The 20,473-nt window shown below is 34.1% G+C and carries 15 protein-coding genes and 1 tRNA gene; 10 read left to right on the top strand and 6 right to left on the bottom strand.

Annotated elements, in window-relative coordinates; translation table 11 throughout:
• Positions 1-8: 8 nt before the first annotated feature.
• Positions 9-476 (bottom strand): T9SS type A sorting domain-containing protein, encoded by a 468-nt coding sequence (locus tag CHRY9293_RS01135; protein WP_162031217.1) that lies wholly within the window; start codon positions 474-476, stop codon positions 9-11.
• A gap of 416 nt (positions 477-892) precedes the next feature.
• On the opposite strand from CHRY9293_RS01135, the gene CHRY9293_RS01130 reads away from it, so the two are divergent.
• Both CHRY9293_RS01130 and CHRY9293_RS18975 read left to right on the top strand, forming a co-directional pair.
• Complete coding sequence (locus CHRY9293_RS01130; RefSeq protein ID WP_162031216.1) at positions 893-1,054, top strand: hypothetical protein; 162 nt, start codon at positions 893-895, stop codon at positions 1,052-1,054.
• Positions 1,038-1,577 (top strand): transposase, encoded by a 540-nt coding sequence (locus CHRY9293_RS18975; protein ID WP_162031215.1) that lies wholly within the window; start codon positions 1,038-1,040, stop codon positions 1,575-1,577. Before CHRY9293_RS01130 ends, CHRY9293_RS18975 begins: the two co-directional genes overlap by 17 nt.
• Before the next feature lie 78 nt (positions 1,578-1,655).
• On the opposite strand, the gene CHRY9293_RS01120 is transcribed toward CHRY9293_RS18975, so the two are convergent.
• Both CHRY9293_RS01120 and CHRY9293_RS01115 read right to left on the bottom strand, forming a co-directional pair.
• Positions 1,656-1,735 (bottom strand) — tRNA-Leu (locus tag CHRY9293_RS01120).
• 66 nt (positions 1,736-1,801) lie between these two features.
• Positions 1,802-2,569 (bottom strand): MBL fold metallo-hydrolase, encoded by a 768-nt coding sequence (locus tag CHRY9293_RS01115; protein ID WP_162031214.1) that lies wholly within the window; start codon positions 2,567-2,569, stop codon positions 1,802-1,804.
• A gap of 54 nt (positions 2,570-2,623) precedes the next feature.
• Between CHRY9293_RS01115 and CHRY9293_RS01110 the strand changes: the two genes are divergently transcribed.
• Together CHRY9293_RS01110 and CHRY9293_RS01105 are read left to right on the top strand one after the other, a co-directional pair.
• On the top strand, positions 2,624-4,051 hold the full coding sequence (locus CHRY9293_RS01110; protein ID WP_122636955.1) for a TonB-dependent receptor: 1,428 nt from the start codon (positions 2,624-2,626) through the stop codon (positions 4,049-4,051).
• 13 nt (positions 4,052-4,064) lie between these two features.
• On the top strand, positions 4,065-4,514 hold the full coding sequence (locus CHRY9293_RS01105) for a GAF domain-containing protein (RefSeq protein WP_162031213.1): 450 nt from the start codon (positions 4,065-4,067) through the stop codon (positions 4,512-4,514).
• 129 nt (positions 4,515-4,643) lie between these two features.
• On the opposite strand, the gene CHRY9293_RS01100 is transcribed toward CHRY9293_RS01105, so the two are convergent.
• The 3 genes from CHRY9293_RS01100 to CHRY9293_RS01090 form a co-directional block, all read right to left on the bottom strand.
• Positions 4,644-5,381 (bottom strand): ABC transporter substrate-binding protein, encoded by a 738-nt coding sequence (locus CHRY9293_RS01100; RefSeq protein ID WP_162031212.1) that lies wholly within the window; start codon positions 5,379-5,381, stop codon positions 4,644-4,646.
• A 26-nt stretch (positions 5,382-5,407) separates the two neighbouring features.
• Entirely contained in the window at positions 5,408-6,730 is a 1,323-nt protein-coding gene (mgtE, locus tag CHRY9293_RS01095; RefSeq protein WP_162031211.1) for a magnesium transporter, read from the bottom strand.
• A gap of 507 nt (positions 6,731-7,237) precedes the next feature.
• The gene (locus CHRY9293_RS01090) at positions 7,238-7,786 is read right to left on the bottom strand and encodes a pyruvate decarboxylase (RefSeq protein ID WP_228442123.1); all 549 of its coding nucleotides are present in this window, start codon (positions 7,784-7,786) and stop codon (positions 7,238-7,240) included.
• A 170-nt stretch (positions 7,787-7,956) separates the two neighbouring features.
• Here CHRY9293_RS01090 and rpsO point away from each other — a divergent pair, with 170 nt between their 5' ends.
• The 6 genes from rpsO (at position 7,957) to CHRY9293_RS01060 (ending at position 20,298) form a co-directional block, all read left to right on the top strand.
• Positions 7,957-8,226 carry a 30S ribosomal protein S15 gene (gene rpsO, locus CHRY9293_RS01085; RefSeq protein ID WP_122547855.1) on the top strand — a complete coding sequence of 90 codons (270 nt, stop codon included), beginning with the start codon at positions 7,957-7,959 and terminating at the stop codon, positions 8,224-8,226.
• A gap of 228 nt (positions 8,227-8,454) precedes the next feature.
• Complete coding sequence (locus tag CHRY9293_RS01080; protein WP_162031210.1) at positions 8,455-9,624, top strand: acyloxyacyl hydrolase; 1,170 nt, start codon at positions 8,455-8,457, stop codon at positions 9,622-9,624.
• Positions 9,625-9,846: 222 nt separating this feature from the next.
• Positions 9,847-12,054 carry a polyribonucleotide nucleotidyltransferase gene (locus CHRY9293_RS01075; protein WP_162031209.1) on the top strand — a complete coding sequence of 736 codons (2,208 nt, stop codon included), beginning with the start codon at positions 9,847-9,849 and terminating at the stop codon, positions 12,052-12,054.
• A gap of 615 nt (positions 12,055-12,669) precedes the next feature.
• Positions 12,670-13,104, top strand: coding sequence for a cold shock domain-containing protein (locus tag CHRY9293_RS01070; RefSeq protein ID WP_122547852.1), 435 nt, complete (start codon positions 12,670-12,672; stop codon positions 13,102-13,104).
• Positions 13,105-13,829: 725 nt separating this feature from the next.
• Positions 13,830-19,715, top strand: coding sequence for an immunoglobulin domain-containing protein (locus tag CHRY9293_RS01065; RefSeq protein ID WP_162031208.1), 5,886 nt, complete (start codon positions 13,830-13,832; stop codon positions 19,713-19,715).
• Between the two features lie 64 nt (positions 19,716-19,779).
• Entirely contained in the window at positions 19,780-20,298 is a 519-nt protein-coding gene (locus CHRY9293_RS01060) for a hypothetical protein (RefSeq protein WP_162031204.1), read from the top strand.
• Positions 20,299-20,473 lie beyond the last annotated feature (175 nt).

The raw sequence follows: 20,473 nt of genomic DNA, 5'->3' as shown, positions 1-20,473 counted from the left end.
AAAACGTATTATTTTGTAATATTCCTGCTGATAATTTTTCCATCTTTCAAGGTGAAGGAAATGATATATACTCCCTTATTATAATTAGACATATCAATTGTTATCCGCCTGTTAAGGTCAGGAATATTTTGTTTTTGGAATTTCCAATGAATGCTACCATGCTCAAAGAGAGAAACAGATTCTATAAGCCCGTCTACTTCCTTAGACCAGTCAATGGTAAGGACATTATGTACCGGAACAGGATATAATCTTACTTGTTCCCAGAAGTTTTTTTCATCTATTCCTATTTGAGGTTTTGTGGATATCAAAGAACTTATTTCAGAAACTTTTTCAACTTCTTCCGCTTTTTTAGCAGCAGAATTAGGTCCTCTGTATCGTTGATTTCCCGCTTCATCATATTTGAAAAATATTTCAGTTTGGGCGTAGCTTAGTATGCCTATCAATAATGATGGCAACGAAAATAATTTCGATTTCATTTGTTAAGTAATTTTATTTAATAGTTTGCGAACTTAGATATTCACTTTATTTTTCACCATGGGAAAAACCCCATATTTTATATTGAGTTTTTAGTGAGATTATCTATTTCAGTTTTATGTGTTAATTTTGAATTATGCCCATGAATAAGGGCTTTGAGAATAATTTTCATTTCATTTATAAGTAATTGTATTTGTATTTTTTAAGTGGGCAAAAGTAACATTTTTTAATAGTTTACAAAAATTCCTGCACATGAGATTTATTAGGTTGGTTTTTCTTATGATCGATGCAAAGATATTTCTTACAAGCGTCAAAATTTGACGTATTATAATGGCTTTTTATATTTAATGAAAATATTTTTGTTCTATACTTTTTAGCCCTCTTAGGTAATACATTATTTTGTGAATATTAGATTACCATGATGATCATCAAAAAAGCAATGAAAGGGGATCATAAAGCGATTACGATTTTGCTTGAAAGAACAGAAGGGAAAGTTCCTCAAAATCTAAATTTAGGAGCCCAGGCAGATACTCCTAAACCTCCCTTTAAAATTATAAGAACTGATGGGACAGGAAATTGAATTACTGGAACATCAGGCTGCATTTATTGAAAGTGATTTCATTCATACTGCTATTGTTGGGAGATATAGAAGTGGTAAGTCTCATGCAGGAGCTATTAAAACGATGGCTTATCCCGGAGTTGATGTAGCATATTATTTACCTACTTATGGACTTATAAAAGATATTGCCTACTCGCAGTTTTCTCATTTTCTGAGCAGATTCAAAATAAAATATATGTTAAATAAATCAGACCATGAATATCTAACTCCTTATGGAAAAATCATTTTGAGATCCAGGGATAACCCAGATACCATCATAGGCTATGAAGTGGGCTGCTCTTTAATTGATGAAGCGGACATTATTTCTATCTTAAACTATTTTGATAATAGAAGTATCAATGCTTCAGCAGAGTCTTTTAATGCGAAAATTAAAAACTTTAGAATGCAACTGGGAGGAGTAAAAGACAGAACTTTTTTTTATTCAGATTATCCAAACTTTTTGCATAGCCCCCAACTTTTGCGCCTGATCCCCTTTTGCGCTTGATCCAAAATTCTTTAGAGTAGTTTTTTTAATGAGATATAAAAAAACCGAAAAAGTAATATAATTACTTTTTCGGCATTGTACCCAGGACCGGGATCGAACCGGTACTCCTAAGAACTGGTGTTTGAGACCAGCGCGTCTACCAATTCCGCCACCTGGGCTGCTTTAAATCGGTGTGCAAATATAGAAACTTTTTTGAATGTTCAAAAGCTTTTTTACATATTTTTTTAAAATTCTAGTTCCAAACCATCGTAAGCAAGGTGGATTCCGGGGGGAAGTAGTTTATCTTCAATAGTATGCAATCCGAGGTGATGACTAATGTGAGTAAGAAATAATTTTTTTGGTTTTAGCTCTTCAAATAATTGGATAATATCAGGAAGAATAAAATGTGCTGGATGGGGATCAAACTTTCGAATACAGTTTAAAACAAGTATATCTAAATTTTGAAGTTTTTCCTTTTCAGTATTGGATATAAAGCTCGCATCTGTAATATAAGCAGTATTTTTGAATTTATATCCAAACACCATAATTTGATAATGCATCACTTCTATGGGGATAATTTCAGTATCTAAAACAGTAAATGGGTGGTTTTCTATCTCATGAAGCTCGAATGCGGGAGCACCAGGATATCTAACGTCTGAAAACGCATATGCAAAGCGCTTCTTAACTTCATGGGCTACTCTATGACTACAATAAAGAGGTACATCCTTTCCACTTTTAAAAATGAGAGGACGCATATCATCGAGCCCTATCATGTGATCATTATGCTCATGAGTAAGAAGGGTTATATCTACATGGGTTTCATGATTTATGAGCATTTGTTGCCTAAAATCAGGTCCACAATCAATAAGTATTTTTCTGTTTTCTTCCGTAGTAATCATTACAGAAGATCGTAGACGATTGTCTTTTGGATTATCTGAACTACACACTTCGCAATTACAACCGATTACGGGTACGCCTTGTGAAGTTCCCGTTCCTAAAAATTTCAACTTCATTTTCTTTTGAGGTTGGTTTAATTTTGGTAAATTTACGAAAAATTTAATGTCCTAATGTATCAGAAACTAACTCCTAAACAAAAAGCATTAACCATTAATCTAGATCCATCTATTTATGGTACTTTCGCAGAAATTGGGGCAGGACAGGAAACTGTACGACACTTTTTTAGAGCAGGAGGAGCTTCCGGTACAATTGCTAAAGCAATGTCCGCTTACGACAAAGATTTTAGTGATGCAATCTATGGAAAGGAAGTAAAAAATAGATATGTTACCCAAAATAGACTTCGTAAGATGCTTCGCTATGAAGTAGCGCTTATTGAAGAAAGAATTTCCAGAGAAAACAATCCCAATAGAAAGTTTTTTTCTTATGCCAATACGGTAACTACTATTAATTTTGATAAGACAATTAGAGGTCATGGTTGGGTTGGAATCCGCTTTCAGGTCAAAGAAAATGAAGATTATAATGAAGTAGTTATTCATGTGAAATTTAAAGAAAATGATGCTACTTTACAACAGGAAACTTTAGGAAATCTAGGGGTAAATCTTATTTTTGGAGCTTTTCACTATTACGACAATCCAAGAACGCTGATAGAATCTCTTTACGATGATGTGGCAAAAGATAATATTGAAATTGATATGATAGATTTCAGTGGTCCTGCTTTTGAATATGTTGATAACAGATTGATGTCATTACAATTGGTTAAAAACGGAATGACGGATGCTGTGATTTTTAACTCGGAAGGGAATAATATGCTTCCTGCAGATGTCTTATATAAGAAAAATATATTTGCAGTAAGAGGGAGTTTTAGACCGGTAACCAAAGTAAATATAGATATGCTTCGGAATGGTCTGGATATGTTTTTGAAAGATGCATTATGTACTCATGAAGAAACTGAAGTTTTGATTGAGATCACGATTTCCAACCTTCGTGCAGACGGGGATATTGACGAAAGAGATTTCCTGGATAGAGTAGATATATTAGGAAAACTAGGATATACAGTAATCATTTCAAATTATTCTGAATATTATCGTTTGATTGATTATTTTGCTTCTTATACAGGAGGTAACATCGGGGTAGCTATGGGAGTAAATAATCTTCTCATGGTATTTGATGAAAAGTATTATAAAAACTTATCTGGTGGAATTCTAGAAGCTTTTGGTAAATTCTTCCGAAATGGCATGAGAGTCTATCTTTATCCTTACAAAGATCCGGAAACTCATGAATTATTGGATTCTTCAAATCTTAAAGTCGAAGAAAATCTTAAAGAGCTATATAAATATTTTAAGCATAACAATCGTATTGTAGATATTACCAACTACAGCCCGGAATTTTTGGAAATTTATTCAAGGGAAATTTTGAAAAAAATTGCGTGTAATATAAAAGGTTGGGAATCACAAGTTCCGGATGGAGTGGCAGAAATGATAAAGGAGCGCGGAATGTTTGGTTATAAAGAGGAATTTTCCTTAAAACAATTCTCATAAAACAACAAATATAATGTCAGAATTAAAGAAAAGACTTTCTTCTATTCTCGAAAGTCCAAAACATAATACTGAAGAAAAACTTCAGAAAGTTTGCCATTTATTAGATCAGGAAATTACTTATTTTAACTGGACGGGATTTTATTTTAAAAATGGAGAGAAAGATGAGCTGATTCTTGGTCCGTATGTAGGAGCTGAAACCGATCATACTATTATCCCTTATGGAAAAGGAATTTGTGGACAAGTTGCTGTTTCCAATGAAACGTTTGTGGTTCCTGATGTAAATCAGGAGGGTAATTATTTAAGTTGTTCAATCGATACAAAAGCTGAAATTGTAGTTCCTATTTTTAAAAATGGGCAAAACGTAGGACAGATCGATATTGATTCTCATACTATAGATCCTTTTACTGATGAGGACAGAGAGCTGTTAGAATGGCTTTGTAATGAGGTGTCGAAAATCTTATAAGTATTATTTTAGATTGTAAGAAAGATATATAAGGGCATGATTAAAGAGTATGATTTAAAACTCTCTTTTAGCTTTTATGAATAGAATATATTTACTCCGATTCAATAATTGAATCGGATTTTTTTGTAATTAAATTTTAATTGACTCTACTTCAGACATCAGCTCTTTAAAATAATCCTCGCATTTGGCAATATGAGTTCCATACCAAGAAAAGGCTTCTCCATCTACTATTATGATTTTTTTATCAGGGTAGAATTGATGTATTTCTTTAATATGTTGTTCTTTAAAAGGAAATGGTTCGGAAGAAAGCATAATCAGATCAGTCTCAGCTAGGTCTTCGATAGTAATTTCAGGATAGCGTGTTTTATCTTTAAAGATATTTTCAAAACCTATTTCAGATAATATCTTATGAATAAAAGTATCTGAACCAATCGTCATATAGGGATTTTTCCAAATTAAATAAGCTACTTTTAAGGTAGAGCTCAGTTTTGTTTGATTTAAAATGGTTTGAATTTTTAAATTAAATAGTTGCGCTTTATCTTCTTTATTAAAAAGGGTACCGAGGGTCTTGAGTAAATGGTAATTATCTTCAATATTTTCAATATGGGTCACAATAACTTTTGAATGCTGCATTAAGGCTTCAACTTGTTCTTTGTTATTTTCCTCTTTATTAGCCAGAATTATGTCTGCTTTCAGAGCAGTTATTTTTTCAATATTGATATTTTTTGTCCCTCCGATGATGGGTACATTTTTCACTTTTTCTTGGGGATGAATACAGAACTTTGTTCTTCCTATAACTTCTTTTTCAGTTAGACCTAAATCAAATAATGCTTCAGTAATGGACGGAACAAGAGAAACAACTTTCATATGTATGTTTTAGACAAAGCCTAAAATTACAAAAGTTTGCCGGTTAAGAAAAGGCCGGCGACGGAAAAATAAATGATAAGCCCTGTTACATCTACTAAAGTAGCAACAAACGGAGCAGAAGAAGTGGCGGGGTCTAGATGTAATTTCTTCAAAATAAAAGGTACCATAGAACCTGAAAGTGTTCCCCAGAGGACGATGAGAATGAGAGATATACCGACACTTAGTCCTACAAAAGGCCAATACATCCCGTAATCAAATAGGCCGGCTTTATGCCATATCATAATTCTAAGAAAGCCTATAATTCCTAGAATACTTCCTAGCATTAATCCTGTGAAAATTTCTTTTTTCATGACATACCACCAATCCTTTAAGCCAATTTCTTGAAGGGCCATAGCTCTAATGATAAGAGTTGCCGCCTGTGAGCCTGAGTTTCCTCCACTGGAGATAATCAACGGTACAAATAATGCCAACACTACTGCTTTTTGGATCTCATCCTCAAAGTAGCCCATGGCAGATGCCGTAAGCATTTCAGAGAAAAAAAGAATAATGAGCCACATTCCTCGTTTTTTTACCATTTCGATAAGTGAAGTCTGTGTATAGGGTACGTCTAATGCTTCAAGACCTCCAAACTTTTGGATATCTTCCGTATTCTGTTGTTCAATTTGATCAAGAATGTCATCGATTGTTACGATACCTACTAAAACACCTGCTTCAGTAACGATAGGAAGTGCTGTTCTATCATACTTTTCGAAATAAGTAACGGCGTCTTCTTTAGAGGTGGTAGTGGCTATTGCTACAAAATGGTTATCAGTAATATCGGAGATTAAAGTGTCTTCTTCGGCTAATAATAAACTTCCTAGGGCAATGTCATCAATTAATCGATTTCTTTCATCCACTACATAGAGGTGATTCATGGTTTCCACTCTTTTTCCTACCTTTTTAATCTGTTGAAGACATCTTTTTACAGTCCATTCTTTACGGATTTGGATGTAATAGGGGGTCATTAGACGGGCAATAGAATCAGAGTTATAGCCTAATAGTTTTAGAGCAATTCTTCTTTCTTGGGGATTAAGATGATTAATAGAGTACTTGATAAGTTCATCCGGAAAGTCTTCAAATAGTGCTGTTCTGTCATCAGGGGTCATCGCATTGAGGATTTCTGAAACTTCGTCACTGCCAATACTTCTAATTGTATCTTCTTGGAAATCAGGATCTAGATGAGAGAAGACATCAGCTTTGTATTCTTTAGGAACTTTTAAAAATGCCAATAACCGTTCATCAGCAGGAAGTCCACTGAGAGTTTCGGCAATATCGGCAGCATTAAAGATAAGTTCGTCTCTAGAATTCAAAACGTGAAATTTTTGGATATGCAAAAATAATTCAAATTTTTAAAACAGAGTCATAATGTAATAAAAATCAGGATTAATTTTTAATTAAATAAAAACATCCGTAAAATACGGATGTAAAAAAATAAATAAAAATAAAATTCCCTATTGGTCATCTAAAGAAATACATTCCTTAAATGAGAAGATCATAACTTTAGTTTGATTTTATCGTTAGTCTAAAGTAGTATTTTTTTTTTAATTTATTCACTATTTAATGAAAAAAAATACATTATTTTTCTCTTTTATATATTGAAAATAGAAATTGCTCTATGAATAAGTTTTTTATTTTCATAGAATCATAGGCTGAAAAATAGAGAATTACTATTACCTAATATATTGAATAACAGAAGTTATTGTTAATTTTCTACAGAGGTAAAATAAAGAAAAAAAGAAGGGTAATATCGATTGATTTGGAAAAATAATGGGAGAATTCAGTTTAAAAAAGAATAGTATATTTATATAATAATGACATTAAAACCCTGTTTCTTCTGAAGGTTTTCTTTTTTTTAATTTCTTTAAAATGTCTTTTATAGCACCATTAGTGCCTATTTTAACAGAATTGACCGTAGATCCTAAAAGGCGCATGTTCTTTCTATAGGTATCATAATCTGTTTCTGTGAGTAGATTTCCTTCCGCATCAAAAAGTTTCATGCTCACCACTACCTGGTTGGAGAAAACGTATTTTCCTATGCCTACTTTAAAATATTTCACCTTAGGAACAATGGTGAAATCTGCATTATTGTTAATACAGTAGTCAATAATACTTTGTTTGTCAATACTATCAAAAGGAATCTGTGTTTCTGTTCGGAGCATTTTATTTTTTCGCGTACTCAAATTATCGGACACGGCATTGAAAAAGGCAAGATTGGTGGGATCTTTGATTTCATCGATATCAGGTTCAACTTCAGGATTAAAGAAAAGAACTTTTTTTATTTTTTCTTCATTTCTTTGCCCTTTGATAGTAATACCTATCAATAAACAAGAGACCAGTGCGATAAAAGGAATAATTTTTTTCATCATTAATTCGTCTGTAAAATTACTGTCTTTTAATGGGATGACATAATTTTATTAAGAAAATGTTAACATTTTTTTCTATCAAAACCCATACATGAAATCAATAATGTTTGTAGATCCAAAAAATAGTTGTAATTTTGCGGCCGATACATAATAATCATTTAAATAATATTGGAATGTACTTAACAACAGAAAAAAAGCAGGAAATTTTCTCAAAACATGGAAAATCTGCACAAGACACAGGAAGTGCTGAAGGGCAAGTTGCACTTTTCACTTTCAGAATTAACCACCTTTCTGCTCACTTAAAGAGCAATCACAAAGATTATAATACAGAAAGATCTTTGGTGAAATTGGTAGGTAAAAGAAAAAGATTACTAGATTATCTTAAGAATAAAGATATCGCAAGATATAGAGCAATTATTGCTGAATTAGGTCTAAGAAAATAATCTATAAAGATTTTCAATATAAAAGCAACTTCGAAAGAAGTTGCTTTTATTTTTTCTTTTGAAGTTTAAGAGTATTTCCCGTATAGTATTGTACCAAAATATTGAAAAAATGATATTATGGTGTATTATAGATTCAATAAAATGTTTACAATGTATTTATATGTAAATATTTTTATATATTTTTCCCAAATATTTTGAATTACTATCAACTTTTTTAAAACACGGTTAATGAATTTTAGATCTCTCTACTTACTTGTCTTTGTTTCTTTATCCTCAATATATTATTCTCAAAAAATAGATTCTTTAAAGCATAATTCCTTCGTATTGACTGGAGGTGCAGAGTATGGAAAAGTATTAGCGACCAATATTCATTTGAAGATTTTAGAAAATAAAAATTATGTAGGATATTCTTTTCAGTTTTTAAAACAGGCTACTGGGAAAAAAGAATGTGAAAGACTGTATAATTTTCCGCAGTATGGGATTGGTTTTTTTGCGTTTGATTTTCTTGAAAATAAACAGATGGGAAGCCCCTTAGCTGTGTATGGCATCTATAATGCAAAAATCAAACAATGGGGGAAATTAAAATGGTATCATACCATCGGTTTCGGTGTTTCATTCAATTCCAATCCTTTTAATAATGATACTCAATATTACAATACATCGGTAGGATCAAAAACAAATATGTTTATAAGTTTGGGAACAGGATTATATTATGAATTAGGACGTTATTTTGATATCGGATTCACTCTTAAATTCAACCATCTTTCTAATGGCTCTTTGAAAATTCCCAATAAAGGACTTAATACAGTGGCTCCTCAGTTAAGTATTGTATATTACCCGGAAAGAATAAACCCGAAATTATCGGATACTATCCCGATAATTCATAAAAAATATAATACAGTAGAGTTTTCAGTATTCGGAGGAAAGAAAGATTCTTTTTATCGAGGAGATAAGAGGGATGATTTAAAGCTTTATGAAGGGTATGATTATTCAATTTATGGAGCAGAAGCATTTTATATGCGTCAATATTCTCCCAAATCGGCATATGGATTAGGCGTAGGAGTGACCATGGATGAGCAATATAATCATACTATGTATGTGTCGGATAGTACCCTATATCAGAAAAAACGTTTTTCGAATAACCAACCTTTAGTCAGTATTATTCCTACCTATCGTTTAATGATGAATCGGCTGTATATTAATATAGGAGCAGGATATTATGTTTTTAAAAAGGGCCGAAAATATGACAGTCCTGCTTTTTTTCAAAGAATAGGTCTTCAATATCAAATTACAGATAGATTTTTTGCGGCGTTTGGGATTAACGCCTATGATATGCATATTGCCAATTATTTGGAATGGAAGCTAGGATATACTTTTCATAAAAAAGAGAGAAAATAAATTGAATGAAAATCATTTCATTAGATTGGGGGTTATCTTAAATTTAATTTCATGTATTTATTTTTTTTAAATTTTATTTCAGATTGAATATTTTAGAAGAAGCAAATAGGGTATCTAAATATAATTTAATAAATATCATTTTAATACATTACCTTTGCATCGAAAATTTAAAAAGTTTAAATATTAATCGTACTCAATACGGAGTACATAGAAGACAATTTTATGAGTAAACCTCAAGCATTTATAGAAACGATTACTCTTGCAGATGGCAGAGAAATCACTATTGAAACAGGAAAGTTGGCAAAGCAAGCGGATGGGGCTGTAGTGGTAAAATGTGGTGGAACGATGCTTTTAGCAACAGTAGTAGCTGCTAAAGAAGCAAAGCCAGGTGTAGATTTTCTACCTTTAACTGTTGACTATAGAGAAAAATTTTATGCTGGCGGAAGAATTCCAGGAAATTTCTTTCGTAGAGAAGCAAAACCTTCTGACGATGAAGTTCTTACAATGAGATTAGTGGATAGAGTTTTACGTCCACTTTTCCCGGAAGATTTTCATGCGGAAGTACAAGTAATGATTTCATTAATTTCTTATGATAAAGAAGTAATGCCTGAAGCATTAGCCGGTTTGGCAGCTTCCGCAGCAATTGCGATTACTGATATCCCTTTTGATGGTCCTATGTCTGAAGCAAGAGTAGTGAGAATTGATGGGCAGCTGTCTGTTAATCCTAGCTATGAAAACCTTCAGAAGGCAGATTTAGATATTATGGTGGGGGCAACCAGAGATTCTATCGTAATGGTAGAAGGTGAAATGAAAGAAATTTCTGAGCAAGAAATGCTTGAAGCTATTATTTTTGCCCATGCTGAGATTAAAAAACAAATTGAAGCTCAGGAAAGGTTAGCCGAAAAAGTGGGTGGAACACTTCCTAAAAGAGAATATAGCCACGAAGAACATGATGAAGAAATTCGTACAAAAGTATGGGATGAATGCTATAGCAAAGTATTTGAAATAGCAAAAACACCATCTAATAAAGAAGAAAGAGGAGAGAAGTTTAAAGCTGTTTTGGATGAGTTTTTAGCTCAATATGCTGAAAATGAAGAAGAGTTGGAAAGAGTAACTCCTTTTGCAAAAGTGTATTATCATGACGTTGAAAAAGAGGCAATGCGTCAGATGATTTTAGAAGATAATATTCGTCTTGATGGTCGTGACCCGAAAACAATTCGTCCAATTTGGTCAGAGATCGACTACCTTCCAGGAGCCCATGGTTCTGCTGTCTTTACAAGAGGGGAAACTCAATCTTTAACAGCTGTGACACTAGGTTCTATTAAAGACGCCAATATGATCGACAGTGTGATTACACAACACGACGAAAAGTTCTTCTTACATTATAATTTCCCTCCATTCTCTACAGGAGAAGCAAGACCTTTAAGAGGTACTTCCAGAAGAGAAGTAGGGCATGGAAATCTAGCTCAAAGAGCTTTAACTGCTGTAATTCCTCAAGAAAATCCATATACAATCAGAATTGTTTCTGATATTTTAGAATCAAATGGTTCGTCTTCCATGGCAACAGTTTGTGCAGGAACATTAGCGCTAATGGATGCCGGTGTAAAGATTACAAAACCGGTGTCAGGTATTGCTATGGGATTAATTACGGATAAAAAATCCGGAAAATGGACTGTACTTTCTGATATTTTAGGAGATGAGGATCATTTGGGAGATATGGATTTTAAAGTAACGGGTACTGCGGATGGTATTACCGCTTGTCAAATGGACATTAAAATCCAAGGGCTTTCCATGGATATCATGGAAAAAGCTTTAATGCAAGCTAAAGATGGAAGACTTCATATTTTAAATAAGATTACAGAAACTATTTCTGAACCAAGAGCTGATGTAAAACCTCATGCCCCTAAAATGGTATTGATGGAAATACCAAAAGATTTTATTGGTGCAGTTATTGGTCCTGGTGGAAAAATTATACAGCAGCTTCAGAAAGATACAGAAACTGTTATCGCTATTGAAGAACGAGGAGAAATTGGATATATTGAAATTGCAGGAACAGATCGTGAAAAGATTAATCTTGCAGTAGCAAAAATCAATGAAATTGCTTTTGTTCCAGTTGTAGGCGAAGTTTATAAAGGAAAAGTAGTTAAAGTAATGGATTTTGGAGCATTTGTTCAGTTGTCAAAAGGAACAGAAGGACTTCTTCATATTTCCGAGATAGAATGGAAGCGACTTGATAAGGTTCCATATAAAGAAGGAGATGAAGTGGAAGTGAAATTCATGGGATATGATGATCGTAAGAAAATGAAACTTTCTCGTAAAGTTCTTTTGCCAAGACCTCCAAAACCTGAAGGAAAGCCTAGAGTAGAGGGCCAAGAAAAACCTCAAGTTGAAAAACAGGCAGAGAGTCAAAATCCTTCAACAGAAGCTTAATAAAGATTAAATAATAGTAGAATCCCTCAATATGAGGGATTTTTTTGCTCTAATTCAATTTTTTATTATATCTTTAAAACAAAAACTATGAAAGCTAATTATTTTTCTTGTACCTTTTGCATACTCGCAAATTGAGCCATACCACGCTGTCAAGATAAAGTTAAAAGAAAACATATAGACAATAACTGTAATCAGATCAATCTACTATTTGAAGTAATTTGAATGAATTATTGGAATTATTTTGATGTGAAAAGAGAGAGGCTTATTAAATAGATTGAGATTCAATTGTTTGAAAGAGATGAGATTTGTTTCATGATGCTATTTTTCATATATTTGCATTTGTATTAAATAATTCTCTGTTTTTACTTCCTGTGATCGTTTGAATTTCATTTATTCAATAAAGTTTCAAGAGTACATTTTGTCATATTAGCGAGATCTATACGCATATAAGAAATCAGAAAACTGGATAATACTTTATCAAAACTAATCATGAACAAGTATTGCTTCGGGATTTTCGGAGATGTGGTTATGGTAAATTGAAAATGTATATTGATTTGCCTAGAAAAAATAGATGATAATTGAAACAAATTAGATAACAATTAATATATAAAATATATGGCGGATTCTTTCTCTAAAAAAGAAAATTTTAAGAAAAAAATTCAAAAACAAAAAGAAAAGGCTCAAAAACGCGAAGAGCGTAAAACAAGCAATAACAAAGGAAAAAGTCTTGACGAAATGTTGATGTATGTAGATGCAAATGGTCAATTAACTTCAACTCCACCAGACAATAGTATTGTAAACGAAATCGATCCTGATAGCATACAATTAGGAGCGGCTCCTATTGAGGCTGAAGAAATTAGAAAAACAGGAATTGTTACTTTTTTCAGTGAAAAAGGATATGGGTTTATTACTGAAGACAAATCAAAAGAAAATATTTTCTTTCATAGTAATAACTGTACAGAAATTGTTAAAAAAGGAAATAAAGTATCTTACGAGAAGGAAAAATCACCAAAAGGATTTTCTGCTATAGATATCAAACTTGTGAAATAAGAGTTTCTAAAAATAATAATATAAGAAAAAAGATTGTCTCAAAAGGACAGTCTTTTTTGTTTTTCGATTTTAAAATAAAGACATACTAACTCTCCTTTATCTATTAAATGCATATAGTTTATTATATGGTATCTTTTAGTTTAAAAATTACATTGAATAGTTTAAAAACTACAAAACGAATCTGTTTTTAAATCTATTTTATAAATATATTTGTACACATATTCTAGTAAATTATTTAAATGTTAATTGATTTGTATATGATTAATATAAATGATATCATTTAATTTTATTAAACGAATAAAGCTTGATTAACCAAAAAAACTATAGACATGAATGGAATTAAATTTACTACAACACTTAGATATTTAGAATAAATATTTTCTACATATTACTTTAGCTACTTGATTTTAAAAAAAGTGAGATTTTTCGATCTTACTTTCTTAGGTTTCTCAAACTAAAAAAATGAATTTTGATTTTATGAAAATGGTATTTTATTTAGTTGTGATTTAAACGTATAGGATCTATTACTAATTTTTAACGATCAACCCATTTTCTTATTTCAACTTTTGTAACAATTTAATTGTTCCTTTCTTCATCCCCGTCACTAAATTTAAATATAAGATAACTTTTGATTTATGATATGCTCTCTACGTTAGGGTGTATATTATAAATTGTATAGGATTATAGCTATTTGAAAAAACTAACGAATCTAAAAACATTTAAATATGATGAATCTAAAACTTAGATTTCTTTTTAGTATAGTTGTAAGCATTTTATTATTCTCCTCTGTAAAGCTTCAGAGTATTGTATTAGAAAAGCTGAATTATACTAGTGAAATATTAAAAGAATACCTTTATTCCGGTTCCCTGAGCATAAAAGAAGGTCTACCTATAGATGATCCTTATGATTTCGGAGATGCTCCTGAAAGCTATGATATGGATAAAGATGGGACCAATAATCCTGTTAACTTTAAACCTGCCAGAAATTTACCTAATGCTCAATTGTTTTTGGGTACTAATTATAATCTTGAATTAATTCCTCACTCTGTATCTCCGGGTGCAGATAATAATGGGAGTAATGGGGATGGAGTTACCGATGATGGACTTACTCCATCACAACTTAATATAAGAAGTGGAATTATTAATACGTTCCTTGTTACCGTAAAAAATACAACAGGTTCGAATGCTACATTATATGCTTGGATAGATTTCAATAATAATGGAAGATTTGAGTCTGGAGAGATAACTACAGTTAATGTTCCTAATAATGCTACGACAGCTACCTTAAGCTTTTCTTTAGCACAGATTAATTCAATTCCTGCTACGGTTTCCAAAGTATATATGAGATTGCGACTAATCCTACCGGGTTCTGGCGTTAGTATATCAGATTTAACTGGGGGAACGAATCCTACTGTTGTGGATGAAAGGGCAATTGCTGATGGGTTAAGTACAGGTGCTTATGGAGCAGTAGTGTCAGCTGGGGAAGTTGAAGATTATCAATTAACGATTACCAAAGATTATGGAGATGTTCCTGCCAGTTACGAAAATGGTGATCCTGCTTCTCAAACAAATGATGCGATCGCTCCTTTACTCAGTATGGGAAATACAGTCGATTTTGAACTGGCTCCGCATTCTGTAGCAGTCGATGCGGATAATAATGGTTTGAATGGAGACGGAGCTGATGAAGATGGACTTGCCACCATACCTACTATTGTCAGTGGTGCACCTTTTAGTATTTCCATGCCTGTAAATACTACGGTTTCCGGGACTAAATATTTATATGGCTGGATTGATGTGAATGGAGATGGTATTTTTAGTGGAAATGAAGCAGCAACTGTTTCGAAAAGTGTTAATGCAAGTGATGTGTTAATTCTGAATTGGGAGTCGAATAATACTACAGCCTCTCCAGCTGTTCTTGCTGCAGGCAAAACCTACGCAAGGTTTAGAGTTTCTGATGTATCACTTACCAATTCTAACAGCAACGGTACTTTGATTGACACCCGAAGTTATGGATTAAGTACAGGAGTTGGAGAAGTGGAGGACTATCAGTTTTTGGTAGATAATTATTATGATTATGGAGATGCTCCTGCCACGTATGGGATGGATAAGGATGGAACTAATAATCCTGTCAACTTTAAGCCGGCGAGAAATCTTCCTACCTCTGCCATCCATTTAGGACAAGACTATAATTATGAATATGCTCCTCATGTAGCTAATCCTGGTGACGATAACAATGGGACAAATGGGGATGGGATTACCGATGATGGACTTACTACTTCCCAACTTACTATAAGAATGGGAGCGATTAATAATTTCCCTATTGTTTTAAGAAATACAACAGGCTCTACTGCCACATTATATGGTTGGATTGATTTCAATAATAATGGTAGGTTTGAAGCGGGAGAAGAAAGCCAAGTTGGTATTCCTAATAATGCTACGACAGCTACCTTGAGCTTTTCTGCAGCACAGATCAATTCCATTCCAGCGAATGTTTCCAAAGTATACATGAGATTAAGATTAGTTTTACCAGGTCCCGGAGTAACTATTGCAGATTTTACCAGTGGAATTAATTCTGCAGTGGTGGATGAAAGGGCTATTGCTGACGGATTGAGTACCGGAGCATATGGAACGGTAGTGTCTCTGGGAGAAATTGAAGATTATCAATTGACTATTACCAAAGATTATGGAGATGTTCCTTCCAGTTATGAAAATGGAGATCCTGCATCTCAAACAAATGATGCAATAGCCTCTATGCTGAATATTGGTGAAACGATGGATTTTGAACTGGCTCCTAATTCTGTGGTAGCAGATGCAGATAATAATGGAACAAATGGAGACGGATTGGATGAAGATGGTGTTATGACTCCTCAAGCCATTACCGGTGGAGCTCCTTTTAGTATATCTCTACCGATTAAAACGACAGTTTTTGGAACCAAATATTTATATGGCTGGATTGACTTTAACGGTGATGGTATTTTTAATGGTAATGAAGTGGCAACTGCTTCATCTGCATTTGCACCAACGGGTAATTTGATTTTAAATTGGCCCACCATCTCTTTTTCACCTTCTGTTCTCACAGCGGGGAAAGTATATGTAAGGTTCAGACTTTCTGATATTTCTTTAACGAATGCTAATAGTGGAAATACGGCCCTGATTGATACCAGAAGTTATGGATTAAGTTTAGGAAGTGGAGAGATTGAAGACTATCAGTTTTTAGTAGATGATAAATATGATTATGGAGATGCACCTGAAAGTTTTGATATGGATAAAGACGGAACGAATAATCCTTTAAACTTTAAACCTGCAAGACAGGCACCTTCTCCGGTATTAAAATTAGGAAGTACCATAGATACAGAGACTACAGCTCATTCTGTTTTACCGGGAGCTGATAATAACGGGTCCAATGGTGATGGATTGGATGAAGATGGAATCGGTAGTGTAAGCCCTGTATATAGAAATAACATCTATTATGCAAAAGTATCAGTCCTTAATGCCACAGGTAATACTAAGACACTATATGGCTGGATAGATTTTAATAATAATGGTAGATTTGAGAGTTCTGAAATGGTTAACGTTTCAGTGCCTAGTTCAGCGAGTACACAACAAATCACTTTATCTTGGAGTGCAGCTAATACCAATACGATACCTATAGGAGTAAACAATATCTATATGCGTCTTCGTATATCCGATTCGACTCTTGCTGATCTTACTTCGGGAGCGAATGCGACAGTCGTTGACGAAAGAGCCATTGCGGATGGCCTGAATACCGGAGCTTATGCTGCAGCTTTCGGAGGAGAGATAGAGGACTATCTACTTCCGGTACTTGCCAATAGCTATGATTTTGGAGATAATCCGGATAGCTATGATACAAGTGTTAATAATATTGTAGCTCCTGCACGTCATCTTCCAAGCCCGGCGTTGTATTTGGGTAGCAATTATACGGATGCTGAATCTGCTAAACTCACCACTGCAAATGCAACAGGAGATGATAACGATGCTACAGATGATGAAGATTCTGTTAATCCATTTTCTATAGAATCAGGTTCAGGATATGATATAGATGTTACTGTAAATAATACATCAGGAGCATCTCATACCTTATATGGTTGGATCGATTTCAATAATAATGGTCGCTTTGAAAGTACAGAAATGGCATCTGTAAGTGTTCCTAATAATACAAATAATGGAGTAGTAACCCTTGTATGGGCTCCTGCCAATACCGTCATTACGGGTAATCCGAGTGAGCTTCAACTAAGACTTCGTATTTCTGGTGCTGCTTTGGCTGATGGTACGAGTGGAGTCAATGGAGCATTAGTGGATGAAAGAGCTCTTGCTGACGGATTAAGTACGGGTGAATATGATGTTTCTCCAGTAATCAATATTGGAGAAGTAGAAGATCATACTATTGTGGTAACTACGGATATGGATTATGGTGATGTTCCTGTATCTTATGAACAACCTAATGGCACTTTCCTACCGGCGCGTCAGGCCTTATCTAATACAATATATATAGGAGGAGTTCCGGATTTAGAGCCGGATGCACAAAGTGTAGCAGCAGGTGCTGATAATAATGGCCTGAATGGAGATGGGATAGATGAAAATGGAATAACTCCGGCTAATTATACGATAGGAGTAGGAGAAGACTTCACCTTACCTGTAAATGTTACCAATACATCAGGAGCTGCTCATACACTATATGGCTGGATTGATTTTAATAATAATGGGGTATTTGACACTGCAGAATTAGCTTCGGTTAATGTTCCTAATGGAACATTGAATGGAAGCGTAAACTTGTCGTGGACGATCGCCCAAATATCCACAGTGACTTCTTCCGGCAACCGATATCTAAGGTTAAGACTTTCGGATGGGAATCTTACAGACCTATCATCTACTACCTATGATGAAAGAGCATATGCAGATGGAATTAATACAGGGGAGTATAATACGGTTCCACAAAATGGTGAGATTGAAGACTATAGAATGAATGTGGTTTGTAAAACATGGAAAGAATTTAACAGTGCAGGAGGAAATAATGAGACCGACGGCTTGAGAATACAAATGACGGCTGCAGGAAATATGCAGATTTATAGAAAAGGGGCAGTGCAGATCTTTCATAATCCATTACCGAGTAATTCAGGACCTTACGCTATTCCTGGAACATATCATGGATTATGTCTTTCCATAGGGGGCACTTATTATACCAGTGGAACATTAGTGGCAACGGGAATGGTGAATGGAGGAAACTTAACGGTAGTATCCAACACTTGTCCTGATGATTTCAACTTACCTGGAGGAGTACAAAAGAATACGATTGTCCTTAAAGCTACTAAAAATGGGATGGATTATTTCCTTACGGTAACGTATACCTATACCTATCCTCAATGGTCTATGAATGTAGATTATAAGGTAGATATTCCTACAGGAAATACCGAAATAGTAAGACTAGCTCACGGATGGGATACTTATCTAGCCGGTGGAGATGCAGGTCCCGGATTTATCCGAGGAACAGCTCCTGATTATACGATGGGAGTGGTAAAGTCGGAATCTTATGAAGCATTCCGATACCGTTCAGGAGTAGCTTGGTCAGGATGGTATTCCGGATCATTTGGTGATCTTAATAATGATCTTGGAATTGATAATACCTTCAGACAATATATAGATAATAATCCAAGTACAGACAACGGAATTGGTATTTCTATCAATTTTGGAACGACGCCCGGTACGTATTCGAGTAATAATGATATTGCATTTAAATGTGATGCTCCCAATACACCACCTGTGTTAACTTCGTATGATATTGTTACCTGTACAAGTCCTTTTGATTTGACAGCCTTACATACTAATTCCATGCCTGCGGATGTTATATTAAGATGGTATGATATGTCAACGGGCAATCTGATTGCTGATCCTACCAATATAACAGCGAGCGGAACCTATGAAGCAGAATATTATGATACGGTTAATTTCTGTACTTCCCCAAGAGCTACGTTAACATTGAGTTTCAGCAATGCAAATATTACTGCGTTTACTCCGGTTACACAAAGTTTATGCTTAACTGATACCCCTACAGCAATCAGTGTGACGACTTCGAATCCATTAGATACATTCCAATGGTATAGCAATACAACGAATTCTAATACAGGAGGAACTCTTATACCTAGTGAAACATCTTCTACCTATACGCCACCACTTACAGTAGGAACGCTTTACTACTATGTGGAAGTAACAGCAGGGGGAGTAGGTTGTGTTACCAAATCTCAAGTAGCTACGGTTACTGTAGATGGTTCATGCGGAGTATGTTATAAACCTGCTACTACAACGGGAGTTACCTTAAATACCATGCATGGTATTACCTCCCTGAATCGTGCTTCTAATAATAATGGTGAATGGCCTGGAGTTCGTAAAGGAGCCTGGACAGCTTTAGAGGCGAAAACGAAAGGTTTTGTAATTAATAGATTTGCTACAACAGCTTCTGTGGAAGCCATTGCCAATCCTGTTGAAGGGATGATGGTATTTGATGAAGAAGCAGACTGTTTGAAAATATATACGACTACAGATAATGGCACTACGTTTGGATGGAGCTGTTTCTCTACCCAAGCATGTCCTGATTAATCTACTTATCTAGGGTTTAACTAAATAAGCCCTAGATATTTTAAACATTTAATTATAACTACGTATGAAAAGAATATCTTTTTTAATGTTTGTACTTGTCGGAGTTTTGCTTAAATCCCAAGTTATTATTGGTGGGACGGTATTAAGTTCACCCTCTGTTTCGTTAGAGTTTGGTAGTGGAGATAAGGGAATAATACTTCCTTGGGTCACTTCTACGTCAGCCGTAACAGGAGCTGTTAGTGGAACGATGGTATATGATATTACTGATAAGAAAGTAAAATATAAAAAATCAGCTTCTTGGGTTGATTTAAGCATTGATACCAGTGGAGTAGTAGATACTTCCTTACAAGATTCTCAGGCGGAGGAAAGTGGAGCCAGAGTAGCGATTGGTGCTACAGCAGGTACTGAGACAACTCCTGGTATCTTAGTCCTTTCCGATAATAATAAAGCGATGGTATTACCTAAGGTAGCAAGTCCTCACTTGAATATTATCAATCCCAGTGCAGGAATGATGGCCTATGATACAGTTTCTCATCAGTTAGCTGTGTTTAATGGGACAGTATGGTCTTTTTGGAAACCCTAAAATTAGAAACATTATATTATTGAATTTTAAGAGTTAGAAAGGATGAGGTTGACCATTTTGGCCAACCTCATTTGTTTTTGTATCTTCCCTATTGTTTATATTTTCAATCTGTATTTTCTAATATTTACTTAGGTTTAAGAATGGAGTCCTTTTTGTGTTACTTTTACAAACTTTT

The sequence above is a fragment of the Chryseobacterium potabilaquae genome, assembly GCF_902728265.1.
Lineage (GTDB): Bacteria > Bacteroidota > Bacteroidia > Flavobacteriales > Weeksellaceae > Chryseobacterium > Chryseobacterium potabilaquae.
The sequence above is the reverse complement of the archived record's forward strand: the minus strand, read 5'-3'. Positions and strand labels throughout refer to the sequence as shown.